Raw genomic sequence first — 15679 nt, forward strand, 5'->3', positions numbered from 1 at the left:
GAAGGATATGTGACTACCCATGACATATGCACCTCCCTCCGGGAGAGAACGCACCGAGCTTCCGGACAAGACGTTTCCGATCAATGTGTTTACGGTGTGCGAACCGAAGAGCCCTTCCATACCGCCGCATTGGCATGAGCATCTGGAGTGGATGTATATTCGACGAGGAAGCTATCGGGTTCAAGTGGATTCTTTATTTGAGGATGTGGTGGAAGGCGACATAGTTTTTGTCAATTCGAGGCGGATTCATGCCGCTTTCCCGTTAGGAAAGCAAACGGAATTAACCGCGATCGTCTTCAACGAGGCGGTTATCCGGAACAGCGCATTGGACAGCACCGAGAAAAAATATATTCTTCCCATCATAAACAATGAATGCATTGTTCCGGCCATATTCAAAGCCGGCGGTTTCGCAACCACCTGCATTGAGGAAAGTTTGATCCGCCTAATGAGAGAATTCGAACATAAACAAGACGGTTATGAACTGTTTGTCAAAGCGGAACTGCTTCTATGCTTGGGGCACGTGTACCGCAGCGCTGAAAGCGGAGATGAAAGAAGAAAGAACCGGCCGGAAAGAGAAGGGGCGATAAGTCCGGTCCTCCGGCATTTGACCGAGCGATTCCATGAAGCGCTCACCGTAGATGAAGCGGCTCAAATGTGCAGCCTCAGCCCCAATTATTTTTGCAATCTCTTTAAGAAGACGACCGGCAAGACGTTCATCGAATATGTGAACATGCTGCGGATCATTGAAGCGGACCGTCTGCTCCGGGAAACGGATTGCAGCATCAACGAAGTGGCATACCGGGTCGGTTTCTCCAACTTGACTTATTTCGGGCGCGTGTTTAAAAAATTAAAAAACGTTTCCCCATCCGACTTGCGAAGACAGTTAATTACTTAGGGCTGCCTATTACTTTCGGAACTGCGATTATCTCACAATATTATGATTATGTATTTTCACATATCGTCATTGCACGGTTAATACAATGTATTGTCTCGCCAACAACGTATCGGAAGGAGATTTTCATTGTGAGAAGAAAGTTACAAGCCGGCAATTTTTCGAAAGTTATCGGTGTATTGCTCATACTGCTGCTGTTCGCCGCCAATGCTGCCGCAGCGGCTCCGGAGCAGGCCGAGCGGCATTCGTACCTTGTGGGAATGCAGCCGGACGTCCCGCCTAAAGCGCTGGAAGCGAAGGGTATTCAGTTCGTATCGCATTGGGACGATCTTGACGCGGTTCATATCATTGCCACTGCCGCGGCTATTAAAGGATTGGAACGCAACCCTAATGTAACTTACATCGAGGAGGACCGCCCCGTATTTGCAAGCAGCGACGGCGCGCCTTACTCTGATGGAACACTTACTTGGGGGTTACAGGCAATTCACGCCGAAACCGCTTGGAATCAGAACGCTGCCGGCAACAATATCAAGGTTTGTGTATTGGATTCGGGCATCGACTACAACCATCCGGAGTTTAATCGGGATGGCGCATCCATTATTAAAGGCAGCAAAAATTTCGTCAATGACGGACATCCGGATGCGCGTGACGGCAACGGACACGGCACACATGTCGCAGGCACGATATCCGGACAGACCGGCAATAGCGGAAGCCGAATCGGAGCGGCGCCCGGCGTGGATCTATACGTTGCCAGAGTGCTTGGCGACGACGGCAGCGGAACGACGAGCGGCGTAATCAACGGCCTTAATTGGTGCTTGCAAAATAATGCCGACATTGCCAACCTGTCGCTTGGCAGCAGCACTTCTTCACGAACGGAGCAAAGAGCCTTCGATCAAGCTTATCAGAACGGGCTGCTTAGCATTGCCGCCAGCGGAAACGACGGCAGCCGCAGAATCGGATACCCGGCCAAGTACAGCTCGGTTGTGGCGGTAGGCGCGGTTGACGGTAATCTGAATCTTGCCGATTTCTCCAACTTCGGCAAAGAACAAGAGCTTGTCGGACCCGGGGTGGCGACGTTATCCAGCGTTCCGGCAGGCACCGGAGCGAACAGTACCGCCAAGGAGATACAGGACGGAGTTGAAACAAGCTATAAGAGTCACGGACTCGAATATTCGGGTAACGGCAATGTAACGGGCCCTCTCATTGCTTGCGGCTTGGCCGATTCCACCACCTCCTGTTCGGGCAAACCGGACTCGGGCGCCTGGATTGCATTGATTGAACGGGGGAATATCAGCTTTGCCGAAAAGATCCAGAATGTTACGACCCAAGGAGCGGCGGCGGCAATCATAGTCAATAACGATACCGCAAACCCCGATGATCCGGGAAGTTTCACTCTGGGAAGCCCAGGAGACTGGATCCCGTCGGTTTCCGTCTCCTACAATAGCGGCAATAGTATTGTGAATGGCGGACTCGGTACCGGAGTCGTGAATGTTTCCTCGTGGGATTACAGTTATTTCGACGGCACTTCCATGGCGACGCCGCACGTTTCGGCAGCCGCGGCTATTGCTTGGTCCGTTAACCCGGCCTTGACGAATGCACAAGTTCGATCCATACTGCAAAGCACCGCTTCGGATTTGGGCGCCGCCGGGAAGGATAACCAATACGGGTACGGCTTAGTCCAAGCCGATGCCGCCGCTCAAGCTGCAGTGAACGGGTTGTAACGTTATGACTTTCCTACGTCACCAGCAAAAGAGAGCAAGTTCGGATATTCGTTGATTTAAGAGTATCGTTGTGATGAAGAGCGGTAAAATTCGCCGTTATTAACGTAGCAATCGCAATTTTCAGTGGTATTAACGGTCGCAGAGACCGTTACTATCGCCTAGAGGCCCGATTTTCTTGCTTTTGGTTGCTTTCGGGCGTTATTAAGAGCAAGCCGGACTGTTAATTTTAACCGCTATCCTAAATTTTTCCAAACCTACGGTCGAAAACGCCGATAATAATGCGCCAGAAAGTGAGACGTGTTCGAAGCCTGACCGATTTTTTCTTACTGCGCTTGAGCCTGCCAAGGTGCGGGACCGGTAATTTGCATCGAAAGCAGCCTCGCATTGCGCAAGTGCATTTCGGTGACATCCTGCCAACGAATGATGTTTTCTATAAACGGTTTGAAAGAAGCCGGAGCGGCGTCCCTCATGACCATTAATCCCGCGCGCACGTTCCGGTCTCTTTGTTCGGCGCTTTGCATGCACGATATCATCGTTTCAACGATCGACGGATGGTACTCCCCATTCAACAACCTTTCGGCGGATCCGACGGCTGTCACGCGATGATAGGATGCCGGGACGAGATGAGTATGCATTTCCTCATTTCCCTGCAAGTCGCTTGTTTGCGGAATATGAAACAACTGAGTGCTCATCGAACAAACCATTTGTTCCCCATTAAGGCTTGCGTTTAATTGCACCGAAACCGGACGCCACATTTCATTTTGTCTCAACGAAACACACACCTTTTCAATAATAATAGGCGATCACCTGATACATTGTATGCAGGTATCGCCTATTTGCTTCTATATTCCGGTACTCACTGAACTTGGCAAGCCTGATGCTTTAGAAACTCGCGTATGGACGGATCCGTGCACAAACCGATGGCTCGGCTGTAAGCAGCCCGGGCTTCCTCAGATTTATGCAGCCGCTTGAACAAATGAGCGGATAACGCCCAATAAGGTTGATATTCCTTCACAGCTTCGGCCGGGATCGATTCAAGCAGCTCCAGCCCTTTGCCGGCGCCGAACGACTCGGCAAAAGCGGCAGCTCGGCCGACCGAAGCTCCAATTGTCGGAGCTAGACGTACGAGCCCCTCATATAACAGAGCAATCTCTTGCCATTCGGTGCTGCCGGTCCATGCACGCTGGGAATGCACCGATTGAATCGCTGCTTCCAGTTGGAAGCGGCCGATGCGCCCGGCTTGTGCGGCTTTGCTTAGACAGCGCTCCGCCTCCTCGATCATGGTTCGCGACCAAAGCGACATATCCTGCTCCAAGAGCGGTACGTAGCTCCCAGACTTGTTGCGCCGCGCGTCGCGGCGCGCTTCGCAATGAAGCATGAGCGCAACCAGTCCCAGCACTTCGGGCTCCGAAGGCATGAATTGCACGAGAAGTCTTCCCAAGTAGATCGCTTCTTCGGCCAATCCTTTGCGGCGCGGGTCCACTCCGGCCACATCTTCCCACCCGCTGCCGTAGGCGGCATAGATCGCTTCGAGCACCGAGTCGAGCCGCTGAGGTAATTCGCCGGCATCGGGAAGGTCAAAACTAATTTGTTCGTTCCGTAATTTTGCTTTTGCGCGGGAGAGCCGCTGTCCCATCGTTGAAGGTTTTACCACAAACGCAGACGCGATACGGGCGGCGTCGATTCCCAGCACAGACTGAAGCATAAGCGGCGTGCGCACGAGCGGGTCGATATCGGGATGGGCACAAATGAACAGCATCTTTAGCCGTTCATCCGGAAACTCTATGCCGGAGGATGCCAATTGTTGTGCTTCTTTCGCCATGGCGAGCAGCATCGGTGCGGCATTGGCGCGCACGCGGGCACGGCGAGCGCCGTCGATGAGCCGGCGCCGCGCCGCGGTAAGCAGCCATGCTTCGGGCTTATCCGGCACACCAATACGCGGCCATGTTTCCAATGCGGCGAGGAAGGCGTCGGCCAATGCGTCCTCCGCCGCCGACAAGTCGCGCCAGCGTACGGCCAGGTAAGCAATCAGTCTCCCGTATGAATCGCGGGCCGTCCGTTCAACCGCGTGGTATGCGTTCATGGCGTAATCACTTTAACGGCGGTATATTTTGCCGGACTTCAACCGCATTCACCGGACTCCGGGCCGCCCACTGCAATGCGGTGTCAAGGTCAGGCACATCAATGACGAAAAAACCGCCGAGCTGTTCTTTGGTTTCGGTTACCGGCCCATCCTGCACGAGCATTTCACCGTCGCGGCGTCTTAAAGAAGCTGCGGTTTCCGGAGGATAAAGTCCGGAACCGCTCACAACGACGCCGGAATTACGCAGAGCATTAACATAGTGAGACCAACCTGCCAAATATTCCTTCTGCCGCGACGGATCGGTTCGATTCGAGAAATCCTCCGGGCTTTCGTAAAACAGAAGTGTGAATTGCATTGTTATTTCTCCTCTCAAAATTATTGAGTGAGCCTTATCGCTCACTCAATATAATGACGGGACGGATGTATGGATTTCGACATCGGCCGAAAAAATTTTCTGTAGACGGAAGCTCTACATCAAGAATGTGCCTATTACAATGGAGACACCGATGATAATGGAACGGAGCAATTGGGCAACTGCCAAATTTCCTTCTGCGATTTGATCGCATACTTTAAACTTGGGTGTTAACCAGTCAAATATTAAGTACACCAAGCATAAGACAATGATGCCGACCGCGGACCATACGGCCATTGACAGCCATGAATTGGAGCTGTAAGAAACCATCGCGACAATGATGCATAGTCCAAGCAGCTTGCTTCCCATATAGATGCCCGCCGCTTCATTCCCTTTGTTAATTTCTTGTGAATCGTTGAACCGGGTTAATAAACTAAACACATAAGCGCCGACACAAAGAATGGCCAATAGAATGAGAACCCCAATCACTACATTCATAATATCTGTCAAAAATGCGCCCACCAGTCATTCCTCCTATAATTTTGATACTGCCGCCGGACAATAATAAGCCATGTCGCCTGTGATTTTTCCGCCAATGCGCGGGAGCAGCCCTGCATACCGGCCTCCTATGACGTACACCCCGGTTAACAAATAACCGGTAAAAGCCCCTTCTTCCGTGTTGACCGATAGTCGTTCCATCGGGCAAAATTGCTGAAACACTTTCGGTTGGTTTTCATAGTACTCTCTCACTTCCGGGACCTCCGCATCATTGTGCCCCCGCTCCGATTGCACAAGCGCCCCGGCCCCGTTAAACAACGATATTCCTTTTCCTTCTCTCCCCCAATACCCCTTGGCCACATACGGAGTATTCGTTTCAACGAAAGGCGAGTCGATATAATAAGTAGGCAAAAAGTAATTCGCTATCGCCGACATTTCCTCTTCATTAAACAGCGTATAACCGCAATATTGTTCGGTCATATGATTTCTTTCGTACAACGACCAAATGAGCGCAATAAAACCTTTGCTTTGGGTGATCGCGCTTTGAGCCGGGTTGATCAACCCCAGCTTATTTTCCGTCAATAAGTTGACGAGCTCTTCGCCGATCGGAGCACCGGTTTCGTTGTCGGTGTCGTGAATTTGATACTCTAACGGGTATAAACGGTAAAGAATACTGATCTTTTCACCCTCAAAATACAAACCGTCGACAGGTATGATCTCCAGTTGGTCAAGCGGCGCATATTTTACGCTATATCCCAACTCTTTGACCGCATCCATCAAATATAGCGTATTGGCCTTGTCCTCCGCGTGCCAATCGTAGCAGCTGAAGACGACGAGACCGGATAATCCTTGCGTTCCGTAATAATCGATCAATCGCTGAAACGCGGATTGTACAGCCGCCTTCATGCCGGACGAGGGCATCGCATATGAAGTATATAGTTTAATCATCTCATTTGCGAGATATGCCGTTTCCGGGATGCCTGTCGGTGTGTCCGTGTTGTTTTCAATGCATTTGATCCCTTGCTCGTTAACGATCCAATCTTGTCTTGAAACCCCGTGGAACGGAACTTCCATCCTCGCGGCCGGAATCAGTTCGGCATGGATTCCAAGCTGCTGTTCTAAAAATCGATCCGGCAAATGCCGTTGCGCGAATCGAAGTACCTTCCAATAAATATTGTCGATTTGCTCCGCAGCCCGTTTAAGCTGTTCGTACTCCTCGCTCCGATAGACCGTAACGGACGGAAGACAATATTGTTTGCCGTACATGCGATGATACGGGATATGCTCTTCGAACGTTCGAAAGATATCGTCATGCTGCCTGCCAAGTTCTACAATCCGCTTCAACTTTCATCATCCCCCGGAGCTGATTCCGCTGGAGCCGCCGCTGCCGAACCCCTTCATCGCACTTTTGGACTTTGATTTTATTTTGACTCCGTCGACATCGCCGTCTTCGCAATAACCCAAATCTTCCGATAAATCGTCGCACTCTTCCTCAAGCGATGTATCGCCGCATCCCGTCATCATCACAGGAACCGTGAGCATCAGCGCGAAAGCGGTCATCTTCTTCGTCTTTCCTTTCTCCCCCATTTATATATCCACCTCCCTAACATAAAAGACGACTTTGTTCCGGTCGTTGTCGAGCAACGAATAAATCGTCTCATACGTATGTCCCTCAATAATCAAATAATGGTCCAAAAGCATCCGGGCAATATCTATTAAACCGTCGTCCGGAGCAATCAACTCCGTATTTACAAAATAGCTACCGTCGTATACTTTCCATTCCGCTTCAATGCGCGCGGACACGCTGCAGTATTCGAACGCGGCTTCACGAATCGCCTCCCCGTAAGGCTGGTTTCGTGCGTCGAACGGTGCAACATAAATATGGTGCAGTTCAAAGTTTTCGGACTCGTTCGACGAATGAACATACAATTGATTGCGGATCAACGTTGCGTTTACGAGTTTTCGAATAAACAATTCCTCACGAGACACCGTCGCTTGATCGACAAGCCGCACAACCCGCCTGTCGGCTTCCGACCACTCTTGATAACACAATGAGTATTCCATCTTAGTCCTTACGTCCCGCGCCAGTTAGTTTTGCCAGTATGCTTTCGTCGGAAATGACGAACAGCCGCGCGTCCGACGGTATCGCTTCATCCAGCTTCCGGTTTATGTTCATATCACCTTTGTTTGAGATGAGCGTCGCTCCTTTGCTCAATAAATCCGTGAACGCGTCGCGGAAAGTCCGCCATGAAGCGTCGACCGGAACTTCGTAAATATCAGCCCCGTGCCGGCGGCGCAGAAGCTGTGTGATAATATCGATATTCCCCTCCTTGAGCGCCGAACGGACGGCAAGGCGGGAAACCGCGTCATAAGACAAAATGAACTCGTTCACCCGAACGTGGCGGAAATTTTGAATATGTTTATCCAGCATAATCTCCACTGTCGTATGAATATGCGGGGCGATTCTCTCGAAGCTTGACGCGATCAGCAGCGATTTGCCGTCGACCAGCGATGTTTCGTCGATGCGGGGATCGGCGAAAATAATTGCGGACCGCGCCTTGTCGACTCCGGCTTTCAGCAATATTTCCTCGGAGGTTGGATCTCCGTTTACGTAATGCACCTTCGGGTGGTCGAACGGGTGCTTTTCGACTTCATCGATAATGACAACTTCGTCGTTCGGATCGAAGGCGAGAAGCTCTTCTATCGCGAGCTGCGCTTTCTTGCTCCAGTTCACAATAATGATGTGGTCTTTGCCGTAATAACTCATTTTCCCCTCTCCTCTTCTGCGATGAAATTCGGCGATGGTATCGATGATTTTCCCGATGACCAAACTTAGAAGACCGATGCCGAACACATATAGAAACATTGCCAGAATTTTGCCGGGAACCGTTGCGAGATAATAGTCGCCGTAACCAACGGTCGCTATCGTAGTCATGACATAGTACAGCGCATTGAACCAGTTCCCGAACGTCTCGGGTTCGAGCATGTAACTCAAGGCGGAAGTCGCCAAAATGAATACGATCGTGATACCGGCAAGCAGAGAATTTTTCAGACGCAATAGTTTCGTCGAAAATTTGCGCAATAAATGCAAAAAGTAACACCTCCGAAAAAAAGCAACCATAATGTATACGTGGGATTAAAGAAATAGTTACTTTATCCCGTAAACTTTCTGATTCCCGTTATTTATCGTTTTCCAACAACTCAATGATGACTTTAAGATTTTTGACCGTGTCCATATATGCATAACGGCCTCCTGTGTAATCGCCTTTCTGAATGAGGGGCATACCTTCGGCTTCCATCGCCGATATTTTATCGCCCATCCCTTCAACGGAAAATGCGATGTGGTGGACGCCTTCGCCGTGCGTATCCAGAAATTGTCTCCATGTGCTCGGGTGCTCATCCGGTTCAATGAGTTCCAATTGCAGCGAGCCCATATCAAAGAAAGCAAGCTTTGCTCTCGCCTCCGTCGGTTGACCGTTGTAACGCGCATTCGTTTTATCGAGCGTGTCGGTCAAAAACCATTTCGGTTTCTCAACCCCGAAGAAATCCGCGTAAGCTTGGGAAGTTTTCTCGATGTCCCGGACGATGAGTCCGATTTGCGTAATAAATTGAGTGCCTAACATATTGATGATTCCTCCTTATAGGAACATATTGTTTACAGGCGAACACTTGTTTGTTATGATTCTTCTATGCAATTATATAACAATTTGGGAGGATTGGTCATCCGATGGACTCGTTGCGCAACGGTTTAATTGCGGAATTTTTGTTTGACGGAAACGCTCTCGACACCGGCAATTCAGGCAATTACAGCGGGCAAGTGTATGGCGCCGTTCCGACGGCGGATCGTTTCGGAAATCCCGGAAGCGCTTACGAGTTTGACGGAATCAACGACTACATCTTGGTACAGCCGGCTCCGAAGTTGAATAAGGAAGCGTTCTCGCTTTCCGTCTGGGTCCGTTACGGTCGCGATGCCAAGCTTTCCTGGTGGAACAATGCGATCATCTCGCAGGACGGCCATGAAGGGCGGCGAGTATTCCAATTGAGCACCTATGACAACCGTGTTACGTGGCACCGGTTTTTTCAATCCGACGAAGTGTTCGTCCAGGAACCGGTGAGGACCGGGCTTTGGGAGCATTATGTGACCGTGTTTGACGGAAGCACGCATAAGCTGTATCGGAACGGTATCCTCATGACCGAGAAACCGGGCCGATTAGAACCCAATGAAGAGGAGCCGCTGTATATCGGACGAAAGTCTACCGACGAGCCTTACTTCTTCTTCCACGGCGCCATCGACGACATTCGAATGTATGACCGCCCCCTGACAGACGATGAAATTATCGCTCTCTATACCGAGAACGGTTGGGATAATCCGAAATTTATTGCGGCGGCGCAGCGGGCGAAATCCGGCTCGGACAGTGTGGAAATCAAGCACAAGCGGGAGCCGAATCAGAAGCTTAGAGTCGAAAACACGAACTTCGCCTACTCGATTTTCGTGAACTGCCGTGCGGAGGACGTCAAGTTTCACGACGTATCGATGCCGGACTTGTCGATCGAATGCGCGGATCTTCGCCGAACAAGACTGCATAATGTGAACTTCAGTAACGGTAAAATAAGCGACGCCAACTTGAGCGATCTGGAAATCGACGGCGCACAATTGGGCGGAGCTTACATTCATAACATCGGGTTGCCGCCGAAAGGCCATCCGGCTTTCGTGGAAGGCGCGAAACAGCGTCCGCTGCGTTTCGAGAATTGCGATCTCCAAGGAAGCAAAATTGAAAATTGCAATTTAAGCGGTGTCGCAATCGAGCGCTGCAACGTGCAAGGGACGACCATTGACGGCATTTCCGTCGAAGCGCTGCTCGACGCATATAAGCTTAGCAGGCAAGTTTAAGTGAACTTAGCGAGGCTGCCGATAATGCGGCCTCTCTTATTTACCGTTCCAATTGTAGGAGTCTTCTATCAATAAGATCCAAGAGCCACTCTCGTTCGCCGGGGACATTTTCCCGCAGCCTGGCGGCCGCGACAGGCAGCATCCATGCTTCGATTTCGGCAAGCTTTACCTTCGTAAGCTTTCGATACTCCTCCAAATAATTAGTATGTAGTATGTTCTTTATTAATCGGATCGGCAAAGCCATAAGTTTGGAAGTTCCCGGCGGGATAAACGGCGTCCGGAACATCAAGCAGGTTCTGGCCGCATCTCCCGCAGGATCGCCCGTGCAAGCATTGGTCCAGTCAATCGCAATCGATTCGGATCCGGTCATAAGGATATTATCCGGGTGGAGATCGCCATGGCATATCCGGGAACCATCAGGCAAATCGTGAAGAACCTTGCATATTGTTTCCGTTGTCTCTTTGAGCAGCTCGAATGAAACTCGTATTGCCCGTTCCATTGTTACTTTCTGACGGGGAAGCTTCGCTCCGCTGCAGCAATGAATATTGCTGTGGAGCTTGGCCATTGTACGCGCGAAGAACGCGGCTCGCCATGGTGAAGCTTGCATAATGGCCAACATAGAGGACCCTCTGATTCGATCGAATACAATCCCATTCCGGCCGCACTCCTCTACGATTTCATAAACAGCCGGCGCAGGAACGCCCGCATCTTTGACTGCTTTCGCAATTTCCGCTTCATGACTAATCATTTCCGGTTTGCACCAATCGTAATAAAGCTTTAATATTTTATTCTCTTGCCACTCATAGACTTCGGCTGTCATCCCTTTGCCGATCAACGCGCCTTTTTGGATATGACCCACCACCTTTTTAGATTGTATAACCCCTTTACTCGCGCACATTTTGACCATATAATGAATCCCAATTGCAATCGAAGGATGGAAAAGGAACTATGAGTCATAATAAATCGCTCGAAGACCGCAGGTCTGAGCTGTGGGCATATATCGCTCTGCTAGTGTTGGCGTTCATTTGGGGACTTCACGGAGTCGTGGGAAAATCGCTTGAAGCGCGCATGAACCCGCTGTCCCTCACCGTATGGCGTTATACTTTTACCACGATATGCTACTCGTTGATTTGGGCCGGAAGCATTAGACGGATATTCTCTTACGATTGGCGAACGCTTGTTCAACTCGCGCTGGCGGGTGTTTTGATCGTTGTTATATATCCGCTGTTCTTCTATCAATCGCTCCCGTTTTTGACACCGATCGAAAGCCTTGTCATCATGAACACTTCCCCCCTGCTTGCCGCATTAATGGCATTCGGTTTTTTGCGGGAACGCATCAACGCATGGGGCTGGGCGGGAATTGCGGTTTCTTTCGGCGGTATCGCGCTGCTGATTCGAGGCGAATCGTCTTTTCAAGGCACGCTTTATGGTTTCGCTTTATGTGCCGTCGGAGCGCTTGCCTTCGCCGGGTATGTAGTGCTGACGAGACGATTGATGCAAACCGTGGCACTGAAGGAAATGCTTACCGGAACAACGGTAATCGGAACAATCTGTTTATGGCTGCTCGCCGCAGTACAGGGTGAACTGCAAGGAGTTTGGGTTCCGATCTTCAATCTGAATGGCAGCGGTTGGTTTGAGCTTCTGTTTGTCGTTCTGTTCGTCAGTGTGTTAGGTTATGCGTTAAACGCTTACGGCGCCAAGCGTCTACCGGGAGGAATTGCGGCCGCCGTCAGCCTCTATCCCCAGCCTGCATTCGCCGCATTGTTTCAGTGGGTATGGTTCGGTCTTGTGCCGACAGTATGGAGCGTAGCAAGCGCATTGCTGGTTTTCGGCGGCGTTGCGCTCAGTAAATATCAAGGACAGGCAAAGGCACCGAAGCCGAAGCCTGTCGTTACCAAATAAATTCGGCTGCTACGGGATAATCGCCACCGCTCTGATCGGCGAACCGGTTCCATTGGCTATCTTTAACGGCAATGCCATGAAGAAACATTTGGGCGGCAGCAGCTGCAAATTGTCCAGACATTCTATCAAGTAGATTTGTTTGCGCAATACTTTCTGATGGAAATAACAGGTTCCTCTAATAACACCTTCTACTACCGGTGTTCCGACAGCCGCCGTATCCGTTCCGACGGCTCTCGCTTTCTTGTCTATCAAATAGTCCGCTACGTCCTCCGTGAAACCTGGTTGATTATCGGCGTAGTAACCCCACTCCTTCGAAGTCGTCCAATAACGCATCCAACCGAATCGGATCAATACAATATCGCCTTCGTCAATGTCCGTTTCGGTCTTCCGCAATGCGGCTTGAATATCCGCAAGACTCGCTCTTTCTCCCGGTTTCCACTCTCTATCGCTTAAATCAATGACCGTGCACTTGCCGATCAATGCATCCGGCATAACATTTTCAATTGTTAATGTCGTTAAATCTCCATGAATGTGAAACGGCGCATCTGCATGAGTCCCGGTATGCTCGCCCATAGAAATCAATTGGTTTGCGTATCCGTCGTGTTCATGCGTTGCCGCCGCGTCGATCGCTAGAGGTGGATGAGTCGGCCATCTTGGGATCCCCTTCTCCAATAAAACCGATAAATCAATTATCTTTGAAGCTCGAAAAATATTATTTAATATAGTTAACGAATCAACGGAAATGTTCCGCATCTCCATTTTAGATGCCCCTCCCTCATCTACTTCAATTGATTAACGAGGTTAATTTTCGTTCTTCTAACTGCGGTCCGTACCTGCTCGCTGCCGTATCACTAATATGCTTTTTCAAAAATTCGGCTTCATCGATCCCGTCAAAGTAACGACCCAAGAAATGTACAAACACATCCAATCGTCTAAGTTGAACCAAGACCGGCAAAGCTTCAATCTCCGGATCGCTCAACGTTACGGCCGAAGCGAATCCGTCCATAAACAGCTTCAATTTATCCCAGAACACCGAATCATTCGGTTCCTTCACCATCATATCCGAGATGCAAACGGCCGCTTCCATCACCCGAAGATCCCTGGTAACAAACTCGAAGTCGAGAATTGCCGAGATGCGGTGATCGGATCCTGCCAATACGTTCGATTCGTTCAAATCGCCGTGAATGATTTGATGAGGCAGTGCGGTCAGACGAGGTCCGAAATGGTTGAATTTCTTCAGTTGATCTCCGATCCACCGCAGTTCGCGGGATACATCCTGAAACGGTTTCGGAGCATGCTCGCACCATTCGATCACTTTATGCATCGGGCAGTTCGGATGAGTTTGTTCAATCTTATAGTAAGGTTGATATATGAAGGGCTGCTCTATTCGGACGTTGTTTAGAGCAACCAATAACGAACCGGCGCTTTGGCCAAACGAGTAAACGGTTTCCGGACGGTCAAACACGGGATTAACCCCGGGTATGTATCTCATCAAGCTTGCTATTTTATCCGATCCGTCGTTTAACCGAACAACAGTTTGTCCGCTCCGTGTCGAAACCGGCTGCGGCACTTGAAACGGCAGGGCTGTATATTTGGAAAGCTCCGCCAAGACGGTGTGCTCGATCATTACCTTTGACTCGTCCTTATGAGTTTCATAAATGCGCAAGACGTATTTGTTACCTTCCACTTCTACATACAAAGTTGTATTGTTTACCCCGCTGGATCCGGTCGTAACATTCCATTGCGAACCCGGCTCGAAATATGAAGATAACAGTTGATCGATCGCTACCGCGTCAGACTTCATTCAGAAGACTCCTCTTAGCAAAATAAATGATAAAAAGTGACGCTTGTTCGGCGTCACTTCGGATGCGACAGCTATGCAGCAGACTACGCGATGGAAGTCGGTGCGCCGAAGATGGTGCTATAACCGCTAATGGAGCTTAAGATGCGCTCCGCCTCTTCATCTTTCATGCTTCCATACCTTTCGACGGCGTCAACGATTTTCGGGAACAGGTGTATGTCGCCCGCGCTGGCGAAACCGGCCAAGCCCGGGAAAGAAAGCACGAAATGCACGCAAGCGTCGATTATATCCTCCCGGTCGAACGGTTCATACCAAGTTGCGTATGTACGGTGCTGGTTTTCCGCCCATGGACCCTTCGCGATCGCTTTAATCGCTCTGACCGCGGCTTGCTGCTTGCCGGCTTCTTCCATTAACGCGTCGAACGATTCGCGATATTCGGGAAGCGAGAACATGTAATAATTCAGAGGTAATAATACCGTTTCAAAAGGATACCGGCGAAGAGCCTCCAAATGCGTTACCGGAGCTTGATGCCCGTGACCGGTAATTCCTATCGATTTTACAATGCCTTCCTCCTTCGCCTCGATCGCAGCTTCCAATGAGCCGCCTTTGCGGGTGCATTGATCAAGCTCGTCGATCGTTCCTACGGCATGAAGTTGGAGCAAATCGACGGAATCTACCCGCATTCTTTCCAGGGAGCGGTAAATTTCTTCCTTCGCTTTTTCTTTTGTCCGTTCTCCGGTTTTCGTAGCGAGAAATATATCGTTTCTCACCTTGCTGATGATCGGACCCATACGTATTTCCGCATCTCCATAACCTGCTGCCGTATCGAAATGATTAATGCCGTGCCGAAGAGCAAAAGAAATTGACTCGTCGGCTTCTTGCTGCGTAACGCTTCCAAGACTCGCCGCGCCGAACATGACCACTGAGCTTTCATGACCGATTCGTCCTAATTTCCGATTTAACATTCCGACACATCCTCCTTAGAAGCTGATTTGCTTTCATTATACTTTATTATCAGCCCTAATTGTTTAATTTGGTCATTTGAAGAACGTCGAACAGATTGATTCTTTGCCGGGTTTGATCATGATATAAGCCGTTATCCTGAATGCGGTCAACGAATAATACGCCGTTCAAGTGATCGATCTCATGTTGGATGCATCTGGCTGTATAATCTTCGGCTTCTATAGTAACCGTTTCTCCGCTGCGGTTCAGGCTCGTTAATTTAACATATTTCGCCCGGCTAACTATCCCTGTATATCCGGGAAACGACAAGCAAGCCTCCGGTCCAGTCTGATCTCCCTTGGATTCCACAATTTCAGGATTCATGAGCTCGATTAACCCTTCTCCGCAATCCATCACGATAACCCTTCGCAGTATTCCGACTTGCGGAGCCGCCAAGCCCGCTCTGCCTTCCGCTGCATAGATGGTGTCCGCCAAATCATCGAGCAATTTTAGAATTTTTGGACTGACCTGATCTACTGGCTTGGCAATCTTTCTTAAAATCGGATCGCCGAAAGGAAGAATTGCTCTTTCTGCCAT

Annotated in this window: 18 protein-coding genes; 4 read left to right on the forward strand and 14 right to left on the reverse strand. The window is 50.0% G+C overall.

Going from position 1 to position 15679, the window contains the following annotated elements:
- Positions 1-19 precede the first annotated feature (19 nt).
- Together JET16_RS03105 and JET16_RS03110 are read left to right on the forward strand one after the other, a co-directional pair.
- Entirely contained in the window at positions 20-895 is an 876-nt protein-coding gene (locus JET16_RS03105; protein ID WP_199614112.1) for a helix-turn-helix domain-containing protein, read from the forward strand.
- Between the two features lie 128 nt (positions 896-1023).
- Positions 1024-2613, forward strand: coding sequence for a S8 family serine peptidase (locus tag JET16_RS03110; protein ID WP_199614113.1), 1590 nt, complete (start codon positions 1024-1026; stop codon positions 2611-2613).
- Positions 2614-2936: 323 nt separating this feature from the next.
- On the opposite strand, the gene JET16_RS03115 is transcribed toward JET16_RS03110, so the two are convergent.
- The 9 genes from JET16_RS03115 to JET16_RS03155 form a co-directional block, all read right to left on the reverse strand.
- On the reverse strand, positions 2937-3383 hold the full coding sequence (locus tag JET16_RS03115) for a hypothetical protein (protein ID WP_233530954.1): 447 nt from the start codon (positions 3381-3383) through the stop codon (positions 2937-2939).
- Positions 3384-3469: 86 nt separating this feature from the next.
- The gene (locus JET16_RS03120; protein WP_199614114.1) at positions 3470-4696 is read right to left on the reverse strand and encodes an RNA polymerase sigma factor; all 1227 of its coding nucleotides are present in this window, start codon (positions 4694-4696) and stop codon (positions 3470-3472) included.
- A 7-nt stretch (positions 4697-4703) separates the two neighbouring features.
- Positions 4704-5051, reverse strand: coding sequence for a YciI family protein (locus JET16_RS03125; RefSeq protein ID WP_199614115.1), 348 nt, complete (start codon positions 5049-5051; stop codon positions 4704-4706).
- 114 nt (positions 5052-5165) lie between these two features.
- Positions 5166-5546 (reverse strand): DUF350 domain-containing protein, encoded by a 381-nt coding sequence (locus JET16_RS03130; RefSeq protein ID WP_199614287.1) that lies wholly within the window; start codon positions 5544-5546, stop codon positions 5166-5168.
- Positions 5547-5582: 36 nt separating this feature from the next.
- Complete coding sequence (locus JET16_RS03135) at positions 5583-6890, reverse strand: glutathionylspermidine synthase family protein (RefSeq protein WP_199614116.1); 1308 nt, start codon at positions 6888-6890, stop codon at positions 5583-5585.
- Between the two features lie 6 nt (positions 6891-6896).
- Entirely contained in the window at positions 6897-7133 is a 237-nt protein-coding gene (locus JET16_RS03140; protein WP_199614117.1) for a hypothetical protein, read from the reverse strand.
- Positions 7134-7610, reverse strand: a complete 477-nt coding sequence (locus JET16_RS03145) for a hypothetical protein (RefSeq protein ID WP_199614118.1) — start codon at positions 7608-7610, stop codon at positions 7134-7136.
- 1 nt (position 7611) lies between these two features.
- Entirely contained in the window at positions 7612-8667 is a 1056-nt protein-coding gene (locus JET16_RS03150; protein WP_325176596.1) for a potassium channel protein, read from the reverse strand.
- Positions 8668-8725: 58 nt separating this feature from the next.
- Positions 8726-9169, reverse strand: coding sequence for a VOC family protein (locus JET16_RS03155; RefSeq protein ID WP_199614120.1), 444 nt, complete (start codon positions 9167-9169; stop codon positions 8726-8728).
- 104 nt (positions 9170-9273) lie between these two features.
- Between JET16_RS03155 and JET16_RS03160 the strand changes: the two genes are divergently transcribed.
- Entirely contained in the window at positions 9274-10437 is a 1164-nt protein-coding gene (locus JET16_RS03160; RefSeq protein WP_199614121.1) for a LamG-like jellyroll fold domain-containing protein, read from the forward strand.
- Between the two features lie 40 nt (positions 10438-10477).
- Here JET16_RS03160 and JET16_RS03165 read toward each other — a convergent pair whose 3' ends face one another.
- A complete protein-coding gene (locus tag JET16_RS03165; RefSeq protein ID WP_325176597.1) occupies positions 10478-11299 on the reverse strand; it encodes a phosphotransferase in 822 nt (273 codons plus the stop codon).
- Between the two features lie 86 nt (positions 11300-11385).
- Here JET16_RS03165 and JET16_RS03170 point away from each other — a divergent pair, with 86 nt between their 5' ends.
- Entirely contained in the window at positions 11386-12339 is a 954-nt protein-coding gene (locus tag JET16_RS03170) for a DMT family transporter (protein ID WP_199614122.1), read from the forward strand.
- 9 nt (positions 12340-12348) lie between these two features.
- On the opposite strand, the gene JET16_RS03175 is transcribed toward JET16_RS03170, so the two are convergent.
- The 4 genes from JET16_RS03175 to def form a co-directional block, all read right to left on the reverse strand.
- The gene (locus JET16_RS03175) at positions 12349-13098 is read right to left on the reverse strand and encodes a cyclase family protein (RefSeq protein WP_199614123.1); all 750 of its coding nucleotides are present in this window, start codon (positions 13096-13098) and stop codon (positions 12349-12351) included.
- Between the two features lie 25 nt (positions 13099-13123).
- Positions 13124-14143: a phosphotransferase gene (locus JET16_RS03180; RefSeq protein ID WP_199614124.1), complete on the reverse strand. Its 1020-nt coding sequence runs from the start codon at positions 14141-14143 to the stop codon at positions 13124-13126.
- 83 nt (positions 14144-14226) lie between these two features.
- Positions 14227-15105 (reverse strand): aldo/keto reductase, encoded by an 879-nt coding sequence (locus tag JET16_RS03185; protein ID WP_199614125.1) that lies wholly within the window; start codon positions 15103-15105, stop codon positions 14227-14229.
- A gap of 55 nt (positions 15106-15160) precedes the next feature.
- On the reverse strand, positions 15161-15679 hold the full coding sequence (gene def / locus JET16_RS03190) for a peptide deformylase (protein ID WP_199614126.1): 519 nt from the start codon (positions 15677-15679) through the stop codon (positions 15161-15163).

It is taken from the genome of Paenibacillus alkalitolerans (genome assembly GCF_016482785.1).
Classification (GTDB): Bacteria; Bacillota; Bacilli; order Paenibacillales; family YIM-B00363; genus Paenibacillus_AE; species Paenibacillus_AE alkalitolerans.

Coding starts and splice junctions, on each gene's coding strand:
- JET16_RS03105 (WP_199614112.1), top strand. CDS start 20: ATGACATATGCACCTCCCTCCGGGAGAGAACGCACCGAGCTTCCGGAC.
- JET16_RS03120 (WP_199614114.1), bottom strand. CDS start 4,696: ATGAACGCATACCACGCGGTTGAACGGACGGCCCGCGATTCATACGGG.
- JET16_RS03125 (WP_199614115.1), bottom strand. CDS start 5,051: ATGCAATTCACACTTCTGTTTTACGAAAGCCCGGAGGATTTCTCGAAT.
- JET16_RS03130 (WP_199614287.1), bottom strand. CDS start 5,546: ATGAATGTAGTGATTGGGGTTCTCATTCTATTGGCCATTCTTTGTGTC.
- JET16_RS03140 (WP_199614117.1), bottom strand. CDS start 7,133: ATGGGGGAGAAAGGAAAGACGAAGAAGATGACCGCTTTCGCGCTGATG.
- JET16_RS03145 (WP_199614118.1), bottom strand. CDS start 7,610: ATGGAATACTCATTGTGTTATCAAGAGTGGTCGGAAGCCGACAGGCGG.
- JET16_RS03150 (WP_325176596.1), bottom strand. CDS start 8,667: ATGGTTGCTTTTTTTCGGAGGTGTTACTTTTTGCATTTATTGCGCAAA.
- JET16_RS03155 (WP_199614120.1), bottom strand. CDS start 9,169: ATGTTAGGCACTCAATTTATTACGCAAATCGGACTCATCGTCCGGGAC.
- JET16_RS03160 (WP_199614121.1), top strand. CDS start 9,274: ATGGACTCGTTGCGCAACGGTTTAATTGCGGAATTTTTGTTTGACGGA.
- JET16_RS03170 (WP_199614122.1), top strand. CDS start 11,386: ATGAGTCATAATAAATCGCTCGAAGACCGCAGGTCTGAGCTGTGGGCA.
- JET16_RS03175 (WP_199614123.1), bottom strand. CDS start 13,098: ATGGAGATGCGGAACATTTCCGTTGATTCGTTAACTATATTAAATAAT.
- JET16_RS03180 (WP_199614124.1), bottom strand. CDS start 14,143: ATGAAGTCTGACGCGGTAGCGATCGATCAACTGTTATCTTCATATTTC.
- JET16_RS03185 (WP_199614125.1), bottom strand. CDS start 15,105: ATGTTAAATCGGAAATTAGGACGAATCGGTCATGAAAGCTCAGTGGTC.
- def (WP_199614126.1), bottom strand. CDS start 15,679: ATGGCAGAAAGAGCAATTCTTCCTTTCGGCGATCCGATTTTAAGAAAG.